Source organism: Marinobacter sp. MMG032 (genome assembly GCF_040112695.1).
GTDB classification, from domain to species: domain Bacteria; phylum Pseudomonadota; class Gammaproteobacteria; order Pseudomonadales; family Oleiphilaceae; genus Marinobacter; species Marinobacter salsuginis.
In genome coordinates this window covers 2,563,786-2,587,990 of the sequence record NZ_CP157802.1, presented here as the reverse complement: position 1 = coordinate 2,587,990, position 24,205 = coordinate 2,563,786, and the positions used below count along the sequence as shown (strand labels likewise).

Here is a 24,205-nt window from a genome sequence, read left to right as displayed (position 1 = left end):
TCAAAGGCTAGTAATAGTTGGCTTTACCGAAAATGGCTTCAATTTCCTTCGGCCATTTATACTTAAAAGGAGAAAATCTCGCCCAAACCATGGTCGGCATGAAGAGCACTAGACTGAGATAATCGGCTGCTGATGCTGCCACTGACTTCCCGTGCATACCTTGCACATACGACTCGTAGTTGCCCGTTTCAAGGTTCACGAAATCCTCTTCCAAAGGCCCTTCGTGATAGTATCTAACAATAAAGTTCCACTTCCTATACAAGTGATCTTCTTTAAAGTAAGAAGATATTCTCTTTCGCTGCAGGGAACTCTTCGGAGTTTTCCCACAAAAATAATGCTTATCTCTAAGAAAAATATGGGAATAATATTGTCTGTCCCACATCACCCCAGAACCGAAATACTGTAAATTATAAGAAAAGGTAACTTCCAGTTCGCTCCACGGTATACGATAGAATGTTCCCCTGTGCCCAACGTATACAAATCCCTCTTTCCGATCTATGCGTACTGGCAAAGTAAATGGAAAAAACGCTTCGTAAAGAATAAATCCAGCCCACAACGGAAAAAATAGTACAGCAGACGCTGCAAACACTCCGGTGTAAAACTGGTCAATAATCCACGCAAAAAAAAGTACAAACACCATGAACAAATTTATGATGGGGAGGAGTCCTATTCGAAGAGTTAGAAAGGCTGTTCGAATGTCAATGAATCGCCCACTGATATGGGCGACACCGTGCCCCATATCTTCTGCAGAATCAGACACTCCCGTCACTTTCAAAGCCGGTGGGCTGGCAAGACGCTGACCATAAGTACGGTATCGTCGTTTTTCAAGCTGTTGCTCAATGTCCGTCTCTGGGAAATCACAGCTCAAAGGTGAGTCGCTCATCAACTCCCAGCTCCTCTACATTATCTCCATCCAAGATGACGCGCAGACCGTCATCCCCTGTCACGTTTCGACCATCTTTAACGTACTCGATAAGCAACTCAAGCTGTTCCCGGTTATTGTGATTGTAATGAGTAAACTTATTAGTAGCGCCACTTCCGGAGAAGTCTTCCTCTTTTCTCCGATTGAATAACTCCGTAATTTCTTCGAAATCATCTTTAAATAGTATGTTTCTTTCCGCCTCAAATAATCTAACTGAAGCGGCAGAAGACGATGGGTCAAACCCTGGGAAATACACAACGAAACTCGTGTATTCCGATAAGACTTTGTACTCACCCTGCTGAGTTATTGCCGGATGCTTAGACATATTCTCAGTTATTCGAACGATGGGAGAAAACAGTAGGTAGTAGAAGGCATCTAACTCCACTTCAAAATACTGCCGAACTTCAAGGCCCTTATCGGGTAAAACGATGGACTTACTCGTATCCAAAAGTTCGTCGTTCGATGGCCGTATTTGATCGCCCCAGTAACGGAGCGTCCGAGCATCACCCCAGAAGGACGTCGACAGGAAATCCTCGATCCTTGAGCGGGCGACGTACATTTGGACCGCGGTTATAGCAACTGTCAGGACCACCAGAACCGCACCAACAACTGCAACCCCTGCCCCAATACCTGTCCCTGCAAAAGCGCCCGCCAATGCTAAAAAGGTCAGATACCCGATGCCGGCGGTCAACCCAACCTGAACGACGGCTAAGCCCAGTGCGGTGTTATGGCCGGTATGCCAAGCGCGCCAAGCAGTTCTACCCTCAAGCCCTATCGCCAGCATTGTTCCGACAAAGGGAAGTAATTTTACAGCCCCTCTCGCTATAAACCTTGCAAAGCCAGACAATACCTTTAAACCACGGAGACCGTTTACAGCTACCGAAACTCGGGATCCTGTTGCTGAGAACCGCTCTGACAAAATCTTGATGTACTCAGACTGAATTAGCAACCCGCTGAAGTTGACAACCCCCTCCGCCAAGCTCCAAAGGTTGTCAACAAATGGCAGCCACTTATCAATGGCTGACCGGTCCCCCAACATGACGTCCTTCTGGGTTTCCTTCAAAGAGGACATCAGCGCGACCATGTTCACAGCGTGGAAGAAGGTCACTGCACCAATGAAATTTCCCCGATTCTCCTTAATTGATTCGACCACTGGGTCAAGGCGCGTATGCAGCCAACCAAATGGGTTATCCTTGAAATCCGGTGTTAAGTGGAATGCGTCGATAAAACTTCTTTTAAGTCGATTCCGGATATCGATTTCCATCATACCTGCGGCGACCGGCGATAGCGTCGCGCCGGACAGGCTGATGCCAGAGGAAGCCGTCAGCGCATCTTGATGAGCCTTGAAGAGCAGATCGGTTGCCCTATCCAGCGACATACTGTGTTCATGGACCTGAATCTGATACCGCCTGCTAACGTTCTTGATCCACTTTTTCCACTGTGGCCTTGTTTGTCGGTTTCTTGCCCACTCTCCCATTTGCGCTGCAGGCGTCGCAAATTCTAACAACAAGGTATCTGTAGCTGTGGTTACACTCACAAACGCAGGCAGATCATACATGCTATCGACGATCTTCAGACGGCCATAGTCAAACCCCGGAAGATCCTTCAGCTTCTCGGTAACTTTGTTGATGGAAGAAACAAGGAACAGAACCGCTTTTAGGGTATCTCCGACGATACCGGCCTCACCGTCTTCAGTCTCCATCCATTTGTTGGCGTCTTCTCTCCCCTTTTCCGCCGATACGTAGCCATCCAGAATATCCGCCAACTCTTTTTCCACGGCCTCAAAGCCTGTAGCCATGCAAATGTCATTAAACTCGAGCTTCCTGGCCAGCAGATCTGAATCAATCCAGCGTTTCCAGTCCTCAAAAACGCGGCCACGCTCTCGATCGTACTCTTCGATCTTCTTGTGATACTGAGCAACGAACGCTTCTTTATCCCCATAACGAATGCGTTCCTTCAACTCATTTCGGACATCTTCCTGATCATCTGCATTAGTCTTTTTGCTGGCCTCAAGCTCGATAAGTGCATCGACCAGTTTTGCTGTGGAGTAGGGGTAAACATTCTCTTCTGCATGATTCGTAATCAAATTGACATAGAGGGCATGCAATTGCCCAAGCTCCGACGTAATTCCAATCTCATCATCTAACGCGACGTAATAGGAAAACTCGGTTGCTTTTTTGCTCTGCCCCTGAAAATCCTGTTCAGAAAGGCCGGCGGTAAAATCTGTTAAGCTCCATTCGAACTCCGACTGCTCCGCTCGATACTCTTCGACAAACTGGTTGACGGTTTCTGTTTCGGCAATGTTTTCACCGTAGCCCCTGGCAAACAGTCCATCCAGATTGAAAGCCTGCATATATTCGCTGCGAACTTCCGCATCTGTTCTAGCGAGCTCCTGTAAACGTACGGTCCATCGATGCTGTACAAACTTCAGGAAAACCTTTCCCGCCTCCGGATGATGAATGCACGGCAGGGCACTCTCGGCATCCGCATCAGGAAGGAGTACAGAATTTACACCTGCCTGAACTTCACTGATGACACCATCTTTGCCAACCCGGTATTCATGAAGTGTCCCGTATAACTCGGAGTACAAGTACAACCAACCGGCCTTAAGTGTCCGCAAGCAATAGAACGCTTTGTCCAGCGACACATTTGGAGCACGGAAATTGGAGGGTAGAGCAACTTCTTCCTGGCTGATTGCCCAACGTACCGGATACAAAGCAACGGTTTTGAGCGGAAGCGGGCACATCTGTGCCGCTGAGTCGATGTCATCAGCACCCTGTAAAAACGCTGAGCTGTTAGCACTACCCATGAACCAGTCCCTCCGTTGACTTTTTCTCGGCGAATTCTGCAATTCGCGCTATGGCTTTGCCTGGCGCTGCGGAATTCTCTTTCCACAGAAGCTGTACTTCACTGTCTTCGAATGCCTGGTGTCCACGCCAGCCAATCGTATTGATAAACAGCGCAATATCTCGGGTACTACAGAGTCCCCGCGCTTTCGCCGCATCGACTAAAGCAGAGACCATCCCCCAATCCTTCCCATCTGTATCCGTTTTCTGAAGCAAATGGGGAAAGTAGTTTGCAACGTGAAGTTCGAGTTTCCTGAGGGCCGTCCGTTCCGCCGCTCTTTCCATGGCAACCTGGTGCTCCTCAAGGATGCTGAACCTCTCAGCCTGCTGCTCGATACTGGGCTGATCATTATGAAAATAGTCCCACTCACCAGTTCGGCGCTCCTGAATGGCGAACAGGCTACAAGGCCCCATCAATCGCCTCACATTTTCACCTGTTGCATCCAGCTTCAACAGGTGCCGCGCGATTTCAGGATCATAAAACCGGAAAACAACCTCATCTCCTGTGACCAGCCTCGCCAGAAGCAATCCACGCAAGTGGTGCATGACCTCTTCGAAGTGACAGTCAGCCCGCAATACAATGGCAACACCCTGATGTTTCCAATCGTCGAAGCATTTCAGTGCCAGGGAGCTATCTATTCCCGCCTCAACCAGCCACGGTGAAATTTCCAATAAGTCGACAAGCTCAGTTTCCCTGTAGAGCGCATCACAATGAGGTGTTTCGATCTCACGAAAAATAACCTGGGGCAAATTATTTACTTTGGCGCCATCAATAAGAATGAACGTCTTACCCTTACCGGGAAGTCCAGCAAGATACCCCATCAGATCGCACCTTGTGATTCTGATGAGCAGACCTGGCAAATTCCCTTCCCCTGATTCGCGGCATTCTTGATGGCACGTATCTGGTCGGACTTGGCCATCGGTCTTTGGGGTCCCTCCTGGAGGGCCACCGGCGCAACAGCCCCCCCATTCTTCTCCACCAGGGCGGGCATCTCCGGCATCTGAACCTCCTGCCCGCTCCCCTTACCCGGCGAACCTCCAGCATTAAGTTTGATGGCCGCCCCACCCATGGCCACACCACTGGGATCAATCTTCACGAAGCTGCCACCAGCTTTGAGGGTGATTTCCGCACCCGCCTCGATAACGACTTTCTGCCCGGCTTTGATGTGCAGTTCGGTGCCGGCTTCACTGAGCCAGGCGGTGCCGGCCTTGACGTGAAGTGTGCCGGTGACGTTCAAACTGCGGTCCTTGCCCGTTGTTTCCCGTTTCTCACCCTCGACCTTGGCGTGGTCATTGCCTTTGATGCGAGCCCTCTGTTCGTTTGCCACGGTCAGATGGCTATCGTTCTTGATGACTTCAGTGCGGTTGTTTTCCGTGCGCAGTGCCAGGTCTTTCTGGGCGTGAACGTAGATCTGTTCTTCGCCGGCTTCGTCTTCAAACCGCAGCTCGTTGCTGCCCTCGCCCTTGTGGGTTTTGGTTATCAGGGCGGTGCGGGTTTTATGCTCCGGCAGCGCATACGGCGGCGTGTTGGTGGCGTGCCAGGTTCGGCCGGTGATGATGGGCTGGTCCGGGTCTCCGTCCAGGAAGGAGACGATTACTTCATGACCGATCCTCGGCAATGCGGTGAATCCATACTGGCCGCCGGCCCACTCCTGGCTGACCCTAAGCCAGGCACTGCTGCGTTCATCGTTGGCCCCATAGCGATCCCAGGGAAACCGCACTTTCACCCGACCATACTGGTCACAATGGATTTCTTCGCCTTGCGGGCCGGTAACCATGGCCATCTGGGGCCCGTCCATCAGGGGTTTGTGCTCACACAGCGGCCGCCAGCTTCGGTCTGCGGGGATGGCGGTAAAGTGGTTGCCGTAGCGTGTCAGTTCGCTCCCACCCTCTTCTTCCAGGGCCTGGGGTTGAGAGCCGGTGTGGGTGAGCGCCGTAAGCAGCCAGTCGCGGTTCAGGATTTCATTGTCGTGGTCGGTCAGTGCCACCCGGGCACCAGGTGCAAAATCCGGGCGATTGCTTTCACCAAAGGCCGTGCTGACGTCACTGCGCAGGGCCTGCAGCCTGGTTTCAGTGAACGGCCGACCACTGGCATCCTGTTTGAAGCGGCCGGGATAGTCGTAGTGCTGGTAATCCTCCCGATGGACCAGCTGATCGCCAGACTCATGATGCATCAGGGCGTAACCCGGGTTTTTGAAGGTGTAATCCTTCATGGCGACCGATGCGGGACGTACGCGTTCGCGGTAGGCGAACCGGAACACACAGGGCGTTCGGGAACGGGCACCTGCTTTGCTGTTGTATGAGACGGCCTCAAGCCGTGGTGAATCGCGATGGTGATCGGCAAAAATCAAGGCCGGTGGTTCCTTACCATCGAGGCTGCCATGCTGGTAACGGTAGTGCCAGCCCTCCTCGGCAGCCAGACGTTCCACAAAGGCCAGATCACTTTCCCGGTGCTGCACGCAGTATTCCCGCTCCTCAGGACCGCGTTTAAGGTCAAAGACGGTGTCGACGATCCCCCGTTCCTCCAAAAGGGTACGCACGATTTCATCCGTGCCCCGGTTCTGGAAAATACGGCTGTTGTGCATCAGAGCCAGGCGCCAGGGCGGAGGCCGAAAAACCAGTTCGTAGCGGGTACGTCGATGGCCGGAATCTCCTCGGGCGAACTCGCTGACCACGCCGGTAAAACGACGCAGTGGTAAACCATCCTGCCAGACCACCAGATCCACCGGTTGCTCCAGCACATTCGAGGCGACAACAGACGGATCGGTACTGGCCAGGTCAATACGTCCCTGGAACAGCTCGGACAGCCGTTCTGTCAGCGCAAAGCCAACAACGGAAAAGTGATCAGAGGGGAATTCGCCTATGGTGGCGGTGAATTGCAGTCCGCTTGCCTGGGGCATGTCTTCGGTCCCTGAAGAAGAAAAAAGTCCGGGCTTTCGCACCATCCTGTGCGAAGGCCCGGCCCTGATGAAAACGTCCTGTTCTCATCAGGGCAGTCCTGATTTAATGCGAGAGTTTAATACAAGCTACGGGGTATGCGGTACCCCGCCAGTAGTTGCTGTGTGAACGGGTTGGTATTGCTGGCCGCATGCAGGCGATAACGCATATCCCCGTCATCAACCCGGAACCGCACGTCCACCGCGCTGCTGCTCACGCCGGTAATGTCGGCTTTATCGAGCAGTCGGAACAGAGCCCAGGGGCCGTTTTCCGACAGGCTTCGGGGTGAACGGTTCACCTGGACAGGCACCAGAGTAATACGGCTCTCAACAGAGTCTCGCAGGGTATTGGGCCAGACCAGGGGAATGCTCTGGCGCGGCCCGTGGCTGAATTCCACCAACTGGCCGTCCACGTTAACCACGCTGCGGCGCTTGTTGGCTGAGAGGTTGAGCGGTTCCAGCGCGAACTCCACATCCAGGGAGCCACCCCGGGTAAAGTAGGCCCTTCTGATTCGGTCGGCATTTTCCAATGACGTCAGTACCGCACCGCGCACCAGTCCCGCTCGTCGGGCATCGCCCACCTGTTCGGGATGATCCTCAAGGAACAATTTCAGGTTGTCTTGATAGAAGGCGTCCAATACGCCGCCCGGGGCGAAGAACCGTTCAAAGTCCTGCAGTGCAACATCCCGCCCGGAGTCCGGATTAAACGGATAATGGCGGGCCAGATTCTGCTGGAAGGGCTGATACACTTCCCGATACCACTCACGCTCCAGCTGCGCCACCGCCTGGTCCAGAACCACTCGCCAGCTTTCCGTGGCCAACCGGGTCAAAAGCCGATTGAGGGGCTCGGGCTGGTTATCGGCCATACGCTGCAGCGTGAAGATCGGGTCCGCACCCTGCAGGCCCATACGGGCCCGGGCAGCGGCCAGTGCAGCCTTGCCCTTGTCTGGCGCTTCCTGGATGTTACGCATGTACTCGTGAAGCTCCCCGACCACCAGCATGATCTGTTCAAGTCCGGTTGGCTGATCCCCATTATCCCGGGTCAAATCGTTGAGCTCCGCAAACTGGCGTTCAATATCCTGCAGCATGCGGAAATGGGGCGACTGCTCCAGAAGCTCCCGGGCTGCGGCACTCTCCACTTCGGCGGAAGGCACAAGACGCGTGTTATGGCGAACCTGCCCGAGGAGGCTTGCCAGAGGCTCGTGGCCACTGGTCAGGCTCTCGAGAATGCGTACGCCGTGGTTCAGGTCCTCAAACCGCTGGATATCGATGCGGCTCAAGGCAGTACGCCAGGCCTCGGCGTAGTGCTCAGCATAGAAGGTCTGCAAACTGGCCAGCAGTCTGGCTTCATCCGCCTTGCTGAATTCAACGTTGTCCCTGCGACCCAAAACCCAGGCGTCCACAAGGGCCAGCTCCGTAACCGAGCCGGATTTACGCAGGAACCATTTTTCCAGCCCCTCCCGGGTCAGCAACGCGGGGATGGTCAATGGGTCTTCCTCCCCCGATCCGTCAGATACGACCGGCTCGCCATAGCCATCTACCCGGGTGAACACCGTGCTGAATGCCGGCCCGGATTCCCGGGCCAGTTCCAACGGTGCCCGGAATTCCTGTTCTGCTTCAATTTCCAGATCCCGGTAGACCCGTTCTGGCGTGGCAACCCGTCCAAGCTCATGCTGCGCCCATTGGACACTGCTGCGGAACGGCGCCAGGGTCATAACTGCAACCGCATCTCCCTCTTGGGTGAGACGCGCCAGATCGGTATGCGCCATGGCATAGTCCAAATGACCCATGAGCCTCTGCTGCAGGTCGCTCTGGCCGGGAAACGCCTGCTGCCAGTAGTTCTGCATGTATCGGGTCACAATATCGGTCCGACGACCACTGGCGTCATACAGCATGCGCAACACCCGCAGATGCTCCAGGCGCTCGGTGCTATTGTCCGGCGCCTGGCCCATCTCGGCCATCACACCGAACATCAGCGCCGGCAAATACTGGTAGGCCAGCATATCCAGGTAGGACTTCTCCACTTCCGGCCCCACCTCGTGGCCACGGTACAGACCCATATCACTGAACAACGGCCAGTTCCGGCGATGATCGCCAAAGGCCAGGGTCGCCTCACGAAGTTCGTCCAGCGGGCCGAGCAGGTTCCGGCCGGTGTTGTCCGGCTCAAAGCCCACCGGCTGCCAGTTATCGATGAATCCCTGAACACGGTTTTCCACAGCGGTCGCGGCCTCTGCATTCTTGATAAAGAAATGCTGCCAGCCGGCGGTCATACCCGCACCGGCACAAATGGCCACCACGGCGGCCACGGCCAGCCGGCGTTGCCGGGACTGAATCACCCGCCGGTTATCTCCGGCCAGGCCGGCCTCCGGGTAGATGATCTTGGGAAACAGTTCACGGGTAAACAGATTGGCGGACTGCCCTGACCGTTGAGCCGGCTGAATGGGCTCGGCAACCTGATAGTTGGCGGCGGCGGCTGAGACAAAGGCATCCTCCGGCACGCCTTCCTGCAACACCGACGTGAAGAAGGTGCCACGCACCATCGCTGGCGTCGAAAACACATCTGCCGACAGCAGGTCAGTCAGGAACTGCTCCAGAACAGGCTTCAGGCCGGCGAGCTGGCGGGTGAAGGAATAGGCCGCTGCCCGTTCCTCGGCATCCCGGGTATTGGCCAGAACATCCGGCAGGCGATCAGTAAGCCGCTCAACCAGGGCTGTGTATCGATCAACGAATTGGCTCAGCCAATCGTCACTGTCCATCTGATTTTCGAGGCTGAAGGTAAAGCCGAGGGCCCGGTCCTTCTCCTGCTTGCTCAGGGTCCGCACCAGCGGACCGAAACCGTAGAGCAGGTCCATCTTGGTGAAGGTGACATACACAGGCAGGCGCGAGCCGATCTGCTCCATCAGCTCCCGCAAGCGCGTACGCAAAAGGATGGCCCGATCCCGCCTCTGGTCAGGATCCGCAACGCTCAAACTGGCCAGATCGATCGTCAACACCACACCATTCAGGGGACGTTGCGGGCGATTTCGCTCAAGCCAGGCAATGAAATGATTCCAAAGACGCTGCTGGATCTCAGCGCCAGCGCCCTCACCCTGACTCTGGCTCAGCAGTTCACCATCCGGATCGATAAGCACGCCTTCATCGCCGATCCACCAGTCAAAACCGAAGGCATTGCGATCGCCCCGATTGTTGCGGGTGACATTGGTGAGCGTGTAGGTCTGTCCGGAGCGTTGAATCAGGCTGGTCTTGCCGGCATCTTCAAGCCCCATCACCAGATACCAGGGCAGCCGGTAAATGCCTTTGCGGCCCGGAAGGTTGCTCTTCAGGGCCGCCAGTTGTCGATCCAGCAGGCGCTGCTGCTTGCGCTCCATGGGCAGTATCGGATCTTCCTGTTCCTTCTGCGCCTCGGACTGTTTGACATTCACCTTGCGCAGACGGCGCGCCAGCACCATGCCCCACACCATCGCGACCACAAGGACAACGCCCAGGGTAACGAGGGCCCGCATCTGCCAGGCCGCCAATGGAAACTCACCATTCACCTGCCAGCGCGGCCCCAGCCACCAGGTGGCAGCCAGCAAGGCAATAACGCCCAGTGTCAGGGTGACCGGGGCTGCGTTTTTTAGGTATGGCAGAAGCCAGCGACCGATGAGTAAAGCTTTTCTCCACATGGTGTCCATTCCTGCTGTGATTCCTTGGTGTGTTCCGGGGATCAGCCCAGCTTTTCAAGCTGTCTGATCAGGGCGGGCTCCCAGTCCTCGAGAGCCAGCCCGCGAACCTGCGTTTGCAGATCCTGAACCTGCTGCGTGGCCAGTGATTTCAGGCCCGCGTCTTTCATTAATCGGGCGCTGGCAAGGCGCCAGTAAAAGCGGTCTCTTGGCTCTCTCGCTTCCGCCAGCCCGTCTTCCAGGAGTTGCATCGCGGCAGCCAGTCCCTTTTGTGAAACCAGATCCCGGGCCTTGTCATAAGCTTGCTCCCAGGCGTTGGCGCCGCCGGCGGAACCACTGGTCGCCGGAGCGGACCAGAGCCACTCTTCCGCCTCCCGGGAAAGGAACGGGGTGCCATTGTTGAATGTGAGCTCCGGCAACTGGGCAAGACGCTCAACAAACTCCTTTGTAGACACACGGATGGCTTCAGCACAGGCATGGTGGCCCAGGGCCCCGGCTACCCGGGCACTTAACCAATGGCCGTCGAGCCAGAACGGACTGACCGACAGGCTCTGCTCGATTTTCTGCCACAACGCCAGATCTGCTGATTTTTCCAGGGCTTCCCGATAATCGGCCACACGATCGGCACTTACGGCGGCAAGATCGGTCCGCTTTCCGTCCCGTGTCGGTGGCACCGTAGTGATGTTCTGCCAGATAGCGTAACGGCGAATCTGGTATCCCAGAGGCTGATCCGGCTCTGCCTCGGTAAGCATGTCCGCAACCTTCAGAAGACTCTGTCGGGTTGCCCTTTCGTCACCGGGATCCAGGGTGAGCGATCCCAGGGAAGGCTTTGGCTGTGCGGGCTTAGGCTCTGGCGTTTCCGTACCGGAATCCTGGTTGGCCTGCTGCCCTGCCGATGGACGGGGTTCGGGGGCTGACGTGACGTCGTTCACCCTGGGCAGCTTTTCAACTGCCCGTTTCAGATCCTGCAGTGAACCCTCCGGCAACTCCCGATCAGCGGCCAGGTCCATCAGCCTGGACAGGAGTTCAATGCAGAACGCCCGACCGTCGCCAACACTGCCATCGAACGCCAGGGCGTCTACACCCTTGCCGGCGCGCTGAAGCATCTGGGTGAACATCATTTTGCGGGCCCGCTTGCCCTTGTCCCCAGGATACGGCCAGGCCTGTTCCCACCACTCGTCCAGGACGCGGTGCAGCAGGTACAGAGACAGGGCGAACCGTTCCCCGTCGCCTCCACGTTGCAGGGCGATCAGCAAAAAACCCAAAACTTTCAGATCCTTGCTTCGGTCTGAAAGAATTGTCAGCGCATCGCTTTCCACCTTGCTCCAATCGATATCGGTATGGGCCAGTGAGCCCACCTTCATGATCTCGTTTTCCAGAAACTCGAGCGTTGCATCGTCTCCGAGTGCCTCGCCGACACCGGAATCGCCGGGCAATGGTGATACGACCTGTTCAACGTAGGGATGTTGCTCAATGATCTGCATGTTGCTGTCCTGAATCACTGTGTTCACCCGGGATCTACCAACCACAGGTCTCGCGTATCGGTTCGATCGCCCGGCGGTATCCCGAGAGATCAAACAGCAGGCCGTCAATGCGGCTGTTGGGCGAGTCGATGCGGGCTTCTGTGCCGTTGATCATGGCTTTCACGGTACGAATGGCTGGCAGTCCCCGGCCGCCGCTGAGTACGAAACCGTTGTCCCGCACCCGCCAGACAGTCTGTTCCCGGCCAAACCCCAGTTGAACCCGCTCCTGGTCCATTGCCTTGGGCAGCATCAGCGTCAGTTCCGTGATGTTGTTGTGGCACTGAAGAGCCAGCAGCGGCCTGGGAGGTTGAACCCCCAAAGCCGGAACCGTCACCAACTGGCCAGCGGCTTTTCCGGTATCCCGGTAAAGCACGCCAGCACCGGCATTCTTGCCATCAAGGCTGGCGTAAGCCTGCCGCCATCGCTCGGATCGGCGTGCATCCGGAGCGTTGAATTCCACGACGGCTGCCGCCAGGGGAGTGCCAAAGACCTCGTCAAAGCAGGCTAACCGTTCAAGTCGCTGGGGCTCACTGGTACAGGCCCGGGCATCTTCAAGCTGGCCAGCGCAGGCATGGGAGACCAGAAAAGCCAGAGCCCATGCCCCGACAACTCGACCGGTTAATCGCAGGTTGCGGTGACTCATGACTCTGCCACCTGATACTTCAGACACTTATGGGCAAGGGTCCGCTTTGGCAGACCGAGGCTTTCCGCCGCCTGGGCCCGGTTGCCACCATACTGGCGCAAACGCTCACGAATAATTGCCGCCTCAAAGGCCTGTGCTGCGGCTTTAAGATCCCGGATGTCTTCCACTGCGGGCAGATCAACGGGATTTCTGTCTCCGACATCCCATGGTGCGCTGGTCCAACCATCTGATGACTCTTCAAACAGGTCATTTATCCTCAGAACTTCAGGCTGGATATCATCTCCGCCCGGGGTCTGCAGACAGGCCAGTTCAATGATGTTGCGCAGCTCACGGACATTGCCCGGAAAATCGTATCCAGCCAGCAGGTGCAGGGCGTGGCTGGAAATTCCCATGGGCCCGCTACCCTCACGCTCGGTATACAGCCGAATGAAATGACGGCTCAGAGATTCGAGGTCGTCGGGGCGTTCCCGCAAGGGCGTCACCCTCAGCGGAAACTGGCTCAGGCGGTAAAACAGATCCCGCCGGAAGCGACCGTCTTCGATACCTGTCTGGAGCGGCTGGTGGGTGGCCGCTACCAGCCGAAAATCCGAATGCTGTTCCTCGCGGGCCCCCAACGGGCGGAACTGACGGCTCTCCAACACCCGGAGCAGTTTCGACTGCAGGGCCATGGGCATGTCGCCGATCTCATCCAGGAACAGGGTGCCGCCATTGGCCTGTGCCAGAAGCCCCTGCTTGTCCTGGTCGGCACCTGAAAACGCACCTCGGGTATGCCCGAATAGTTCGCTTTCCAGAAGGGTATCCGGAATGGCGGCGCAGTTGACCACCACCATCGGGCCCTCGGCCCGGTCGGACAATTCATGGATACCGCGGGCGACCACATCCTTGCCACATCCGGTTTCACCCTGCACCAGTACGGATAGCTGACTGCCGGCGGCCCGGACGATCTGGGCCCGAAGGCTGGTCATGGCCTGTGAGTTGCCGACCAGGGTTCGGGCCAGTTGTTCGCAGCGGGTGCGAACGCTTTCGGCGTCGTGCAGATGATCCAGTGACCGCTTGAGCAGACGGCGTTGCCAGACCTGATCGCGGCTCTGAAGTTGGGTAATCCATTGATGAACAAGCAGTTGCCGCAAGCCTCCATACAGAGGTTGGCCGGTAATACCGTCCCAGTCGGGTTCGTCTCGACACAGAACAAGTATTCCCAGGGTTCGGCCATCATTGCCGGTGAGGGGCTCGAGCCACAGGGAGCGCGGCCGATCGCTGGCCTCGAACAGGGCCTGGAAGCCGACGTGGTCCAGGCGGTAACTGGCGGCACGGGTAAGTTCACGGGCTTTGCCGGTTTGCAGCACGTGGGCAAAGGGGTGGCTGAAGTCGCCGCAGTCGAATTCGCCGTGTTCTGCCAAATCGCTGCAGTGCAGGGTTCGGCCACTGAGGTCGAGTTCGAGCGCCCAGCAGCGGGTCAGCCCGAAGGCGTTTTCCAGCTGCCTTGTGGCGGTTTTCAGCAGGTCCGGCAGGTTGTCCTGTTGGATCAGGGCTACCGCCAGGTCAATGCCGGTGTGCAGTTCCATCTGCATCCGTCCCATGGTTCTCTTCCCTAAGATTTTTATGCTTTTGTGTTCGCCGACCGCACATCGTGCGGTTCTTTGGAGTGGCCCTAAACCACTATTCCCGTGAATCTGGCGTCTTCAACACCCAACGTCACCTTTGTAACTGGCTCCCTCGCCGCCAGTTTCTCCAGCAACGCCAGTGAAACAGGCGGCAACAATTCACCCTCTATGATCGACTCAAGCATCCTTGCGCCGTTTTCACTTCTTGTCGCACGGTTTCGAATAGCCTCGATAAGTCCTTCTTCCAGTTCCACGTCGGTGTGGTAACGGGCCTTGATCTGGTTCACCAGGCGCTGGAGTTTGTCGCCAACGATACGGTTGAGGGTTTCCTCGCCCAGGGGTAAATAAGGCACCACTTCCATCCTTGCCAACAAAGCGGGCTTGAAGAAGTTGGCCAATTCCGGGTATAGGGCCTCTTCCAGACTGGCCGGGGACTCGGCGTGGTTGACGATGGTCTGGTAGCCGAGGTTGGAGGTGAGGAAGAAGACGACGTTTTTGCAGTCGATCAATCGGCCTTCACCGTCGGCCAGTTCGCCTTTGTCGAACGCTTGATAGAACAGGTTGAGGACTTCCGGATGGGCTTTTTCGACTTCGTCGAGCAAGACCACGGAGTAGGGTTTCTGTCGGATGGCTTCGGTGAGGATGCCGCCTTCGCCGAAGCCAACGTACCCCGGCGGTGAACCGATTAGCCGAGAGACGGTATGTTTCTCCTGGTACTCGGACATGTTGATGGTGGTCAGAAACTGGCGGCCGCCGTAAAGCAGCTCTGCCAGTTGCACCACGGTTTCGGTTTTGCCAACGCCACTCGGGCCAACCAGCAGGAACGCGCCCATGGGGCGACCGGGCCGGCGCAGGTCGGCGCGGGCGGTGAGCAGGTGCTGGTGCAGGCAGTCGATGGCGGTGTCCTGGCCTTTGATGTGCTCCTGCAGATACGCCGGCAAATGGGTGATTTTTTCCAGCTCGTCGGTGGTCATGCGGTTGACCGGGATGCCGGTCCAGTCGGCGATGACTTCGGCTACCTGGCGCGCGTCGACGCGAGCGTGGACCAGCGGTTCGTCGGCCTGGAGTTCCAACAGTTCCTGCTCGATCGCCGCGGCTTCGCTCTTCAAATCCGGGCGTTCTTCGTGGTCGGCCTCGGCCAGCTCTGCGGCCTCAGTCGTTTCCACCTCGGAGTCTGCCTTTAGCAGGCGCTCACGAATGTCGACCAGTTGGGCGACCAGTTCCCGCTGGTCGTTCCAGCTCCGATCCAGGGCTTCGGCTTCGGCGGTCAGGTCGCTCATCTTCTGTTCCAATGCCCGCTCGTGCTCGGCATCCACGCTCTGACCGAGGGCATGCTCCCGGTTCATCAGGTTCTGCTCCATCGCCAACTGGTGCAGCTGGCTGCGCACGTGGCTCAGGCGCCGGGGCGGCATACTCAGATTCAGGCTGACTCGGGCGCAGGCGGTATCGAGAACATCGATGGCCTTGTCTGGCAGTTGTCGGCCGGCAAGATAACGGGCGGACATCTCCGAGGCGGCTCTCAGGGCGCTGTCGGTGATCAATACCTGATGGGCTTTTTCGTAGACCGTGCGAAGGCCACGGAGGATATGCACGGCCTCGCCTGGTGTCGGCTCGTCCAGGGCCACGGGCTGGAAACGTCTGCTCAGGGCGGGGTCTTTTTCGAAGTATTTCTTGTACTCGCGCCAGGTGGTGGCAGCGATGGTGCGCAGCTCGCCCCGGGCCAGAGCCGGTTTCAGCAGGTTGGCGGCGTCTGAGCCACCTTCGCTGTTACCAGCGCCGATCAGGGTGTGGGCTTCGTCGATGAACAGGATGATCGGCGTGGCAGAGCCTTTGACCGCTTCAATCACGCCTTTCAGGCGTTTCTCGAACTCGCCTTTCACCGAGGCACCGGCCTGCAGGGCGCCCATGTCCAGGGTCCAGAGCTCAACGTTTTTCAGGCGGTCGGGCACGTCGCCATTGACGATGCGTAGGGCGAGGCCTTCCACCACGGCACTTTTGCCCACGCCGGCGTCGCCCACCACAATAGGATTGTTCTTGCGACGGCGGCAGAGGATGTCGATCATCTGGTCGATCTCGGCGTCACGGCAAACCACGGGGTCCAGCTTGACCTCCCGGGCCAGTCTGGTGAAATCGGTGGCGTAGCGGGTGAGCGGGTCCATATCGGCCTGCACGGTCGGCTTGTCCGCGCCGTTTTCCGCCAGCTGCGGGCGTTCGACGGATCCGCTCGTCAGCCGGTCAAATTGCTTGCGCAACTGCTCTCGGTTGATGTCCACCAGTGCCTTTGCCACCCGGGGCATCAGGTATCGGTCGGCATTCATCAGCAGGGCGAGGAATACCGCGCCGGAACGCAATTCGGTGTGGCCCAGTTCGGTGGAAGCCAGCAGCCAGGCATCCTGCATCAGCTCTACTAACAGCGGCGAGAAGGATGGATAGGGCTCAGCGCTTTGCGCCTCGCCGTGCAGGCTTTCCCCCACCAGCGGTTGCAGTTGCTGATGCTCAATGCCGGTATGCTCCAGAATCTGGCGCACGTCGGAGAACGGCGTTTCCAGAAGTTTGAACAGCAAATGCGCCGGGGTAATCTCGGCGCCCTGGCGGCTGATGCACAGGGCGGCTGAGGCTTCCAGGGCCTGGCGTGAAATGTCGTTGAGGCGCCCGATCAGCGCCGGCAGTTCTACCCGAATCACGTGGATATCCTTATTTCGGTAGTTGGTCGAGTACGCGCAGTACGTCCGTGATGCGCTCGTTCAGTGCCATGTTGTAGAGGGAGTAGATTCCGGCCATGGCCGCCACAAACAGACCAGCAATGCCCCAGACGGGCATGCCGCTGCGCAACCGGTTCCGGGTTGGTGTCACGTTCGCCATGGCCTCCGATAGAGGCTCCAGGTCCTGCTCCTCCCTTAAAGCTCTAAGTTGTTCGTGCAGGCCCCGGACAATCTGGTCGTATTCATCCCGACCGTTTTCCATCACCTTGTACCGGCCTTCAAAACCCAGACAGAGACACAGGTAGATGAACGACAGCATGTCACGATAACGGGCCGGTTCCTGCTCCATCCGGGCAAGAATGGCAAACACTTTTTCCCCACCCCAGGTCTCGTTGTGAAAGCGGGACAGCAGCGAGTGCTGTGACCAGACGCTGTGGGCGCCCCAGTCAGTTCCCAGCACTGCCTCGTCGATGAAGGCGCAGAGGACATACCGGTAGGCGACAACAACCGGCCGATCGTAACCCTCTTCCACCAGTTCCCGATCGATGGCGCCAATCTCATCCACCACCTGCTGGTAGAGGGTTTCCACCGCGCGATACTCTGCCAACCTGCGTATCCTGATGACCAGGCCAAGCAGTGGTGTGGCCGCGTCAATCAGACGGTTATGTTCCAACCCTCTGAGCTGGAACTGCTGGTCGACCCGGCCGTCCCTGTTGCCCTCACCTCCTCTCTGGCTGTCGGCAAAAATCAGATCACTGAACACACGGCTGCCGGAATTCCTGCTGCCATTGGGTAAGTCCATTACCTGTGCATCTGCCATGATTTAGCTCCTGATTGCCCAGAACTGCATTTCCATGCCCGGGAAACTGCCGGCCACGTGGAACGCGAAGCCGCTGGCGTTGTCGAGCATTTGCCAGGCCTGGCTCTGGTCGTCCAGGCGGAAGTACACGAAGCCGGCGTGGTAAGGCAACTGCCGGGGTGCAACCGGTAACGCAGCGAGCGGAATCCCCGGCAGCTGCAGGCTGATGAGGTCGCGGATTTTTTCCACGGAGGCCACCTTGCACTGCTGGGTGAACTGTTTGCGCAGATCGTCCAGCGGCATGTCGGCTTTGACCGCAAGAATGAATTCCGCATCCCGGACCAGCTGGGCATCCTGAACAGGAGCAACGGTCAGGCCGAACTGGCGCTGCTGGAGCTGGATAGCCAGGGCCCTCGGTTCCAGCACCGTACTCAGGGACTGCCGCAGAACCTGCATGAGCGGGCTAAAACAATCCTCAGGCAGATCGTGGTCATAGGCCGGATACTCCCTCGGCAAGCGCCCTTCATCGGTGAAGGTCACCAGCTCACCACAAAGTTCAAGCAGGGCTTCGAACAGCCGCTCGGGATGCAACTGACGCAGACGGGCCAGGTGCATGAACCTGGGATGAGCCCGGTTCAGCATCTGCAGCAACATAAAGTCCGCCACGTCGGCAACGCCGCCTTGCCCTGGGGCTCCGACACGCTCGGCGATATTGCGTGCCCGCTCCCGCATCAAGCCTGCCATTTCACCGACGAATCGCTGCAGCCTGGGTGCGGCTCGCACACTCAGCATGGTGGGGAGGAAGTTCGGATCCATCACCAGGCTTCCGTCCGGGCGCTTTTCAAGAATCCGGCCGATCGCCAGGGCTGCATAGGCGCTACGATCTTCCCGCTCCAGCATCAGGCGGGGCGCCACTCGGCCCACATCAATGGTGTGGGCATCGCCGTCGATCGAATGCAGGTCCCGGATTTCCCGGGAGTCTGCTCGGAACCGACCGGCTACAGGCGCGTCTGGCCATTCCACTTCCGCCAGGCTTTCACTGCCCAGAGGCAAGGCCAGATAGACGACCTGATTGGCCACTGAGGCATCGGTGATTTCCATCGGCTCCGGCATCACATCGTCCTGGGGAAGGCTGAAACGAGTGCCATCCGGGAATAGCCCGGATGCCCGAACCAGGCCAACCCGGCCGAAACTGAGGTACTCCGAGTTCAGTTCCAGGTCGCTGAAGCCGAACAGATAATCGGAGACCGCGAGCGCCCGCTCATTGATCTGGTGTTCCAGGTATCGCTGCTGTTGCTGGAAGTGTTGGGGCTTGATAAACAGGCCGTCACTCCAGACGACTCGATTGGTTACTGCCATCAGGTATCATCCGAATGCTTGAGTTGAACTTCCCGCTCCCGCAGGTTCACCAGCAGGTTGTAACGGCCCCCGATCGGATCCACCTTCACCACCTTTTTCCACTGGGACAGGTTGGGGTAGGCGTAAAAGGCAATGACGCCGATAAATCGGGTGTCCTCGCCAATTTCGAAGGGTTCGATGAACTTGAACTGGCCCGGCACCAGGGAATAATCGCTGTGGTCCACATAGTTCTGGCCCAGGGACGACTCCAGGTCGCTCAATAGCTGGTCGAAATCCCCGGCCATCAACAGTGAGCTGTCGCGCATCTCGATGATCTGAAAGGCAATGGGCGTGGGCGCCAGGGATTCATTCGGGTTTACATCCGGTTCAGCCACCATGGTCAGACCGACCCGGCTGGGCAGATCCTCAGGGTATCCAACCGGGATATCCGGGTCCCAGAGCACTTTTGCGGTTTTGGTGACCGCGTTATAGGGGGTGCTGCATCCGGCAAGCACGAATACGATGGCCAGCAAACTCCATTTGCAGGTCTTCACAACGGGTTCTCCCTCTGTAGTTGGCGCAGGTTCTGGTCGTAAGCCTGTTCGAACACTTCCTGGAACAAACGCTCGAATCCCTGCTGACGACTGGATTTCAACTCTCGGTAATAGTGCTGGTACATATCCCAGGCCCAGCGTCCCTCGTCCTCGTTCTGGCGTAGTCCCCGACGGTAACCATGGAAACGACGCAGCAAAGCCTCGGGAGAAAAGGCGTGCAGGATGGCCTCCAGCGCCTCGCTGATGGCGTCACGGGTTGCCTGCTGGTGCTGATTCAGGCTCTGCAGACTCTCCCGGACTGCTGCCGGCGCCGACAGGTGAACCGGGCTGCGGTGGCTGGCGAACAGGGTCTGCACGGTATCCTCATAACCCTCACCCAACCGCAGTGGATTATCCTCAATGGGTTGCAGGCGGGTTCGCAGCGCCTGATGCCTGCTGTCTTCTCCCTGGTGCAGTGCCAACAGCCCTTCTACGGTCGCCTTCAGTGTCTGCCCCGCTTCCTCCAGGAACAGACGCATCTCATCGCTGTCGGCAAAGTCCAGCCCGGCTTCCATACCCCGCAACAGGGGAGCACCACTGATGTGTTTACTGCTCTTATCTGAAGGCTCCTGGCGACCAGCGCTCTTTGCAATCTCAGACATCCTGTCTTTTTCTCCTTTGCGAACGGGCAGGCCCATCGCTACGTCTCGGTTTTCACGGTACTCATCCGAAACCTCCCTTTCAGCGGCGCGCCAGGAGGTCTCGCTGGCCATCAGCGCGTCAGGATCCGACGTCTGTTCGTCCGGCTGATCGTTCCAGGGTGCCAACGGGTCATCACTGGCTGCCTCCCCGGCTACCCGGCCAAAATTCTGCAGCGGCTCCGGGTCTGGGGTCGGTCCGGTTGAGCTCTCAGCTCGCAGCAACGGTCCTTCATCGACATTAACCAGTTGCCCGGCCCGCTCTGCTTCACCTCTCTCCAGCAAAGGTTCACCAAAACCCTCGGCCATCTCCGCACGAAGTTGATAGCGGCCAATGCTGACGGTATCACCAGGATTCAGTCGTGCCCGACGGCCCCGGCCGACAGGCTGACTGGCGCTATTGATGTAGGTCCGGCCACTGCGATCGATCAGGCAGAAACCGCCATCCAGAAACCGGATTTCCGCGTGGCCGGGAACCGCACCCGTTCGATGAGAAGATAACCGCCAGGTATCACTGGCTGCGGTGCCGATGGAGCCGCCTCGAACGCTGAAACAGTGCTCTGCGGTAACCCCACCGCCGGCAACGGTCGGATTGGTGACGGTCAGTTTCAGGCCCTCGGCCTTTGGTTCATCCATGAATACCTTCCCTGCCGGAATTACCGGCGAATCTGAATCCGGACTGCCGGTCGGCGCCGGGCCTTCTCCGGTGTCACGAAAGAATTCCAGCCCAGCCGCACATCCTCGCCCAGCTCCATGGGGCGAACGTCCTTCGGACGCATCTGAAGCTCCAGGTCGTAGGCCAGTTGCTCCCGTGTAGCGAACTCCACGAGTTTGACCAGGCGCTGGTGGTCCTGGCCATTGGGCAGGAAATCCGCAAAACGCTGTCGGCTCAGATTCCTCAACCGGAGCACGAATTTGCCACTGCGATCCCGGATGGCCGATCCCACCAATGTGTTGCTGCCCAGACAGGCGTTGGCCTGGCCCAGTCGGGTCTGCTGATCATCGGCGATGGTCACCTTGCGCAGGACCCACTGTTCAACACTGACATCGTCCAGATCGAAGCAATGAGCGACGATACCGCTCACCACCTCCGGCGACCGGCTGCGACCGGCCATCAAGCCGGAATAGGCCAGCATCTTTGACCAGTTAACCGGTGTCGCCTCCCGCAACCGGCTGTCGCCGAGCCCGATCAGGGCAAAGATCAGCTCTGAAAAGCCATCCGAGGCACCCGGTTGAAACCGAACGTAGTAGCGATATTTGCGCCACGCCCGATGGAACAGCGTGACCAGGCGATGATTGAAAAAATCAAGAAAATGCCGCCGGATGCCCAGATTCTGCCCCGCTTCCCAGGCCAGATCTTCAAGGTAATAGCCCGGCAACGGCGACTGTGAGCCGTGCAACCCCAGAAAGCTGACTTCCATCTGATACGGCGCGTGCTCGTGCTCCGGCGAAAGCGCCGAAACCACATCGCTGCCGGGAAACCCCAGACCCGCAGAGGCAGAAAACCGGATCCGCTCCTGGCGGGGTTGGTCTTCGCTGTTTCGCTCCAGATCGTCCCCGTGGTGCCGGTGAATCAGATCCACCAGCTGAAAAAAACTATAGCGTCGCGCATTGCCCAGGACGGGTTGCAGCTCGGCTACATCAGAGGCTGCTGACCTTGCTGTAACGTCCATGTGTACCGTTCCTGATTATCAGTGTTCACCACTTCCAGTTGGTGAAATGCGTTGATGCTGGCGTACAGGGCGAAGAACTGGCTGAGAACTGTGCCGAACAGGTACAGATCACCCTCCGATGCAAACGCCTGCTGATCCAGTTTCAGCACTGAGCGGATCCCCCGCACCGGCAGCCCCTTGACCATCCGGTCAACCGGAGCTGTCTCGATCCCGATAATGCCAGCCAGTCGTTTCTGGGACACCCGTTCTGCCTGGCGGTCCACCAGAGCCCGGAAATCGTAGACTCTAAGCACCGTGCGCAGGGCGTCCACATCCAGCATCGACAGATAGTTGAGGGACAGGTTCGAGATCAGCGTCCACAACAGGCTGCCGTCCAAGGTTGGCCGCAGCGTCGCGGTGGGCCTTGTGATGTTGCTGAAAGTGGCGAAAGCAGGCGTGCTCTCGGTGGCCATGCAGATTTCGCCCACAGCCAACTGGCTGGGCAACTGGCGGTTGGTGCAGGTAAGCGTCAGGGAGATCGCTTCCTGCCGGCTCAGGCACTCGGACTCATCGCCCCGAACGAAAGCCATGTAGTGGTCAAAGCCGTCACCGCGCACACTGTCCCGTGCCCGAACCCGGTAGTACAGGGCGTTGCGGCCGCGATCCCGCTCCACCTCGTGCTGGAAGCTCTCGAATGCGGTGTAGATGCGCGGTTCACCGCGCCCGGACCGGCCCTCCAGCCAGCCTTCGACCTGCTCGATGCTGAACACCTCGTAGTGGTCCGGGGAGCGGCTGGACGGCGAGATGCGGTACTCGGTCTGGCGGCCGTTAAGATCCACCGGTTCGCCCTCGTGGGTAAACAGGTTGACCGCCGGCGTGCAGTAGAGCTGGAAATTCTCCTCCCGCACTTTCACATCCGGTGGCAATATCCGGCTGAAATGGAAACGCAGGCTGATTTCGTCCGCCTGTACTGCCGGCAGCCGTTTGGAAACGCCATGGATGTCCACGAAACGGAAGGCCTCAGGGAAGCTGAGGTATTCCTGCAAAATGCGGTAGCCGGGGTATGCGTTCTTTGGGTACGGCAGCAACGCTTCGTCATTGCCGAAGCCTACCGGCTGCAACAGTGAGGCAGGCAGGCGATAAACAGCGTCACCCACCACCAGATCAATGCGTTCCAGATAGTGGTTCAACCAGAGAAAAAGGGTTTCGGCGATATGACTCTCGCCGCCCAGATAAAAGCGCAGGCTGTCCATGCCCAGTGACGACAGAGGCTGATCAGTGTGCAGTGCCAGGTCCACGGTCACTGAGGACACTTCCCGTGAGTGCTCTGCATGGGCCGCGGCAACACTCACAGGAAATACATCCACCGCCCGGCAAGTGCGGAACCGACACTGGGTCTGACGATTCGCATCGCCCAGCGGACGGCTCTTGATCTCGGTATGACGCTCTACCCTCTGGCGTTCACTGATTGCATGCAACTGCGGATCAAAGCGCATAATCGTACAACTGGGTACCGGCCGCAGATAGTTCGGCCACAGCATGTTCAGCAGGGAGTGGGTAATCTCAGGGAATTCGTCCTCCACCTTTTCCCGCAGCTTGCCGGTCAGGAAGGCAAAACCCTCCAGCAGTCGTTCCACATCCGGATCGGTGCTCTGCTCGGAGAGAAAGCGGGTGAGCTGCGGGTGGGCGTCCGCGAATTCCCGGCCCTGAAGCCTGAGAAAGCTTAATTCGTCTCTATAAAAGCGATTCAACTTCATACAACTACCCAATCCTTGGGAGTATGAGCCGGTCGGTATACTTTTCTTCCGGGAAAAAACAACTCGCTGCGCTCAGACATCTTTTTTCCCTGCAGAAAAGCATCCCTACCGACTCTCGCCATCCTTGGTGTTTACTGATCGTTTCCGTCACACCACCTGGTAGTAACGTTTGTCATCCAGAACCAAATCTATGGTGGTTTTGTCGTCTTTCGAACCGACGTTGAGATAGACCGTCACCTGAAACCGCAATTGCAACGGGTCCGGTCCCTGCGGCAGATTGACCACATCCACACGCTTCACCCTGGGTTCGAACTTTTCAATGCACTGCCGGATCGCGCCTCGGATCTGGACGCTCAGATCGTGGGTGCCGAGCGTGGCGTCGTTGAAGTCCAGCAAGCCCAGGTCCGGTACGCTGGCACTGTTGCCCGGGTGGGCGTTCAGCAGCCGAACCAGATGGCGCTTGATGGATTCCACAACGTGGGTGACGTCTCCCATACTCTGGCCGGCCGGTTCGGCTGCCTGTTCCAGTCGTTCGAACAGGCTGCCGCTGCCGGCCTGCGATCCGTCGCTGGCCGAGTGCCGGAACACGG

Annotated in this window: 16 protein-coding genes; all 16 read right to left on the bottom strand. The window is 57.9% G+C overall.

Translation table 11 applies throughout. The annotated features are described in order from the left end of the window. Positions 1-7: 7 nt before the first annotated feature. The 16 genes from ABNF92_RS11850 to tssE all read right to left on the bottom strand — a co-directional run bounded on the left by ABNF92_RS11850 (position 8) and on the right by tssE (position 24,203). Positions 8-883 carry a hypothetical protein gene (locus ABNF92_RS11850; RefSeq protein WP_349342239.1) on the bottom strand — a complete coding sequence of 292 codons (876 nt, stop codon included), beginning with the start codon at positions 881-883 and terminating at the stop codon, positions 8-10. Continuing rightward, complete coding sequence (locus ABNF92_RS11845) at positions 858-3,731, bottom strand: toxin VasX (protein ID WP_349342238.1); 2,874 nt, start codon at positions 3,729-3,731, stop codon at positions 858-860. Before ABNF92_RS11845 ends, ABNF92_RS11850 begins: the two co-directional genes overlap by 26 nt. Then, the gene (locus ABNF92_RS11840; RefSeq protein WP_349342237.1) at positions 3,724-4,590 is read right to left on the bottom strand and encodes a DUF4123 domain-containing protein; all 867 of its coding nucleotides are present in this window, start codon (positions 4,588-4,590) and stop codon (positions 3,724-3,726) included. Before ABNF92_RS11840 ends, ABNF92_RS11845 begins: the two co-directional genes overlap by 8 nt. Further along, the gene (gene tssI, locus ABNF92_RS11835) at positions 4,590-6,668 is read right to left on the bottom strand and encodes a type VI secretion system tip protein TssI/VgrG (protein ID WP_349342236.1); all 2,079 of its coding nucleotides are present in this window, start codon (positions 6,666-6,668) and stop codon (positions 4,590-4,592) included. The genes ABNF92_RS11840 and tssI overlap by 1 nt, the downstream gene beginning before the upstream one ends. Before the next feature lie 116 nt (positions 6,669-6,784). Further along, positions 6,785-10,378, bottom strand: coding sequence for a type VI secretion system membrane subunit TssM (tssM, locus tag ABNF92_RS11830; protein WP_349342235.1), 3,594 nt, complete (start codon positions 10,376-10,378; stop codon positions 6,785-6,787). 32 nt (positions 10,379-10,410) lie between these two features. Then, positions 10,411-11,850: a type VI secretion system protein TssA gene (tssA, locus tag ABNF92_RS11825; RefSeq protein WP_349342234.1), complete on the bottom strand. Its 1,440-nt coding sequence runs from the start codon at positions 11,848-11,850 to the stop codon at positions 10,411-10,413. Positions 11,851-11,884: 34 nt separating this feature from the next. Continuing rightward, on the bottom strand, positions 11,885-12,532 hold the full coding sequence (vasI, locus tag ABNF92_RS11820) for a type VI secretion system-associated protein VasI (protein ID WP_349342233.1): 648 nt from the start codon (positions 12,530-12,532) through the stop codon (positions 11,885-11,887). Further along, positions 12,529-14,103, bottom strand: coding sequence for a sigma 54-interacting transcriptional regulator (locus tag ABNF92_RS11815; RefSeq protein ID WP_349344083.1), 1,575 nt, complete (start codon positions 14,101-14,103; stop codon positions 12,529-12,531). Before ABNF92_RS11815 ends, vasI begins: the two co-directional genes overlap by 4 nt. A gap of 80 nt (positions 14,104-14,183) precedes the next feature. Then, positions 14,184-16,820 (bottom strand): type VI secretion system ATPase TssH, encoded by a 2,637-nt coding sequence (tssH, locus tag ABNF92_RS11810; protein WP_349342232.1) that lies wholly within the window; start codon positions 16,818-16,820, stop codon positions 14,184-14,186. 10 nt (positions 16,821-16,830) lie between these two features. Beyond that, on the bottom strand, positions 16,831-17,658 hold the full coding sequence (icmH, locus tag ABNF92_RS11805) for a type IVB secretion system protein IcmH/DotU (protein ID WP_349342231.1): 828 nt from the start codon (positions 17,656-17,658) through the stop codon (positions 16,831-16,833). Between the two features lie 3 nt (positions 17,659-17,661). Then, positions 17,662-18,996 carry a type VI secretion system baseplate subunit TssK gene (gene tssK, locus ABNF92_RS11800; protein ID WP_305966330.1) on the bottom strand — a complete coding sequence of 445 codons (1,335 nt, stop codon included), beginning with the start codon at positions 18,994-18,996 and terminating at the stop codon, positions 17,662-17,664. Further along, positions 18,996-19,529, bottom strand: coding sequence for a type VI secretion system lipoprotein TssJ (gene tssJ / locus ABNF92_RS11795; protein ID WP_153634063.1), 534 nt, complete (start codon positions 19,527-19,529; stop codon positions 18,996-18,998). The genes tssK and tssJ overlap by 1 nt, the downstream gene beginning before the upstream one ends. Then, positions 19,526-20,842, bottom strand: a complete 1,317-nt coding sequence (gene tagH / locus ABNF92_RS11790) for a type VI secretion system-associated FHA domain protein TagH (RefSeq protein WP_349342230.1) — start codon at positions 20,840-20,842, stop codon at positions 19,526-19,528. Before tagH ends, tssJ begins: the two co-directional genes overlap by 4 nt. Positions 20,843-20,862: 20 nt before the next feature. After that, the gene (gene tssG / locus ABNF92_RS11785; RefSeq protein ID WP_349342229.1) at positions 20,863-21,879 is read right to left on the bottom strand and encodes a type VI secretion system baseplate subunit TssG; all 1,017 of its coding nucleotides are present in this window, start codon (positions 21,877-21,879) and stop codon (positions 20,863-20,865) included. Continuing rightward, positions 21,843-23,615, bottom strand: a complete 1,773-nt coding sequence (tssF, locus tag ABNF92_RS11780) for a type VI secretion system baseplate subunit TssF (protein ID WP_349342228.1) — start codon at positions 23,613-23,615, stop codon at positions 21,843-21,845. Before tssF ends, tssG begins: the two co-directional genes overlap by 37 nt. A 147-nt stretch (positions 23,616-23,762) precedes the next feature. After that, positions 23,763-24,203 carry a type VI secretion system baseplate subunit TssE gene (gene tssE, locus ABNF92_RS11775; protein WP_349342227.1) on the bottom strand — a complete coding sequence of 147 codons (441 nt, stop codon included), beginning with the start codon at positions 24,201-24,203 and terminating at the stop codon, positions 23,763-23,765. Positions 24,204-24,205: the final 2 nt, after the last annotated feature.

Bases quoted from the DNA above. Each gene is read 5' to 3' on its own strand.
- ABNF92_RS11850 (WP_349342239.1), bottom strand. From the start codon at position 883: ATGAGCGACTCACCTTTGAGCTGTGATTTCCCAGAGACGGACATTGAG.
- ABNF92_RS11845 (WP_349342238.1), bottom strand. From the start codon at position 3,731: ATGGGTAGTGCTAACAGCTCAGCGTTTTTACAGGGTGCTGATGACATC.
- ABNF92_RS11840 (WP_349342237.1), bottom strand. From the start codon at position 4,590: ATGGGGTATCTTGCTGGACTTCCCGGTAAGGGTAAGACGTTCATTCTT.
- tssI (WP_349342236.1), bottom strand. From the start codon at position 6,668: ATGCCCCAGGCAAGCGGACTGCAATTCACCGCCACCATAGGCGAATTC.
- tssM (WP_349342235.1), bottom strand. From the start codon at position 10,378: ATGGACACCATGTGGAGAAAAGCTTTACTCATCGGTCGCTGGCTTCTG.
- tssA (WP_349342234.1), bottom strand. From the start codon at position 11,850: ATGCAGATCATTGAGCAACATCCCTACGTTGAACAGGTCGTATCACCA.
- vasI (WP_349342233.1), bottom strand. From the start codon at position 12,532: ATGAGTCACCGCAACCTGCGATTAACCGGTCGAGTTGTCGGGGCATGG.
- ABNF92_RS11815 (WP_349344083.1), bottom strand. From the start codon at position 14,103: ATGCAGATGGAACTGCACACCGGCATTGACCTGGCGGTAGCCCTGATC.
- icmH (WP_349342231.1), bottom strand. From the start codon at position 17,658: ATGGCAGATGCACAGGTAATGGACTTACCCAATGGCAGCAGGAATTCC.
- tssK (WP_305966330.1), bottom strand. From the start codon at position 18,996: ATGGCAGTAACCAATCGAGTCGTCTGGAGTGACGGCCTGTTTATCAAG.
- tagH (WP_349342230.1), bottom strand. From the start codon at position 20,842: ATGGATGAACCAAAGGCCGAGGGCCTGAAACTGACCGTCACCAATCCG.
- tssG (WP_349342229.1), bottom strand. From the start codon at position 21,879: ATGGACGTTACAGCAAGGTCAGCAGCCTCTGATGTAGCCGAGCTGCAA.
- tssF (WP_349342228.1), bottom strand. From the start codon at position 23,615: ATGAAGTTGAATCGCTTTTATAGAGACGAATTAAGCTTTCTCAGGCTT.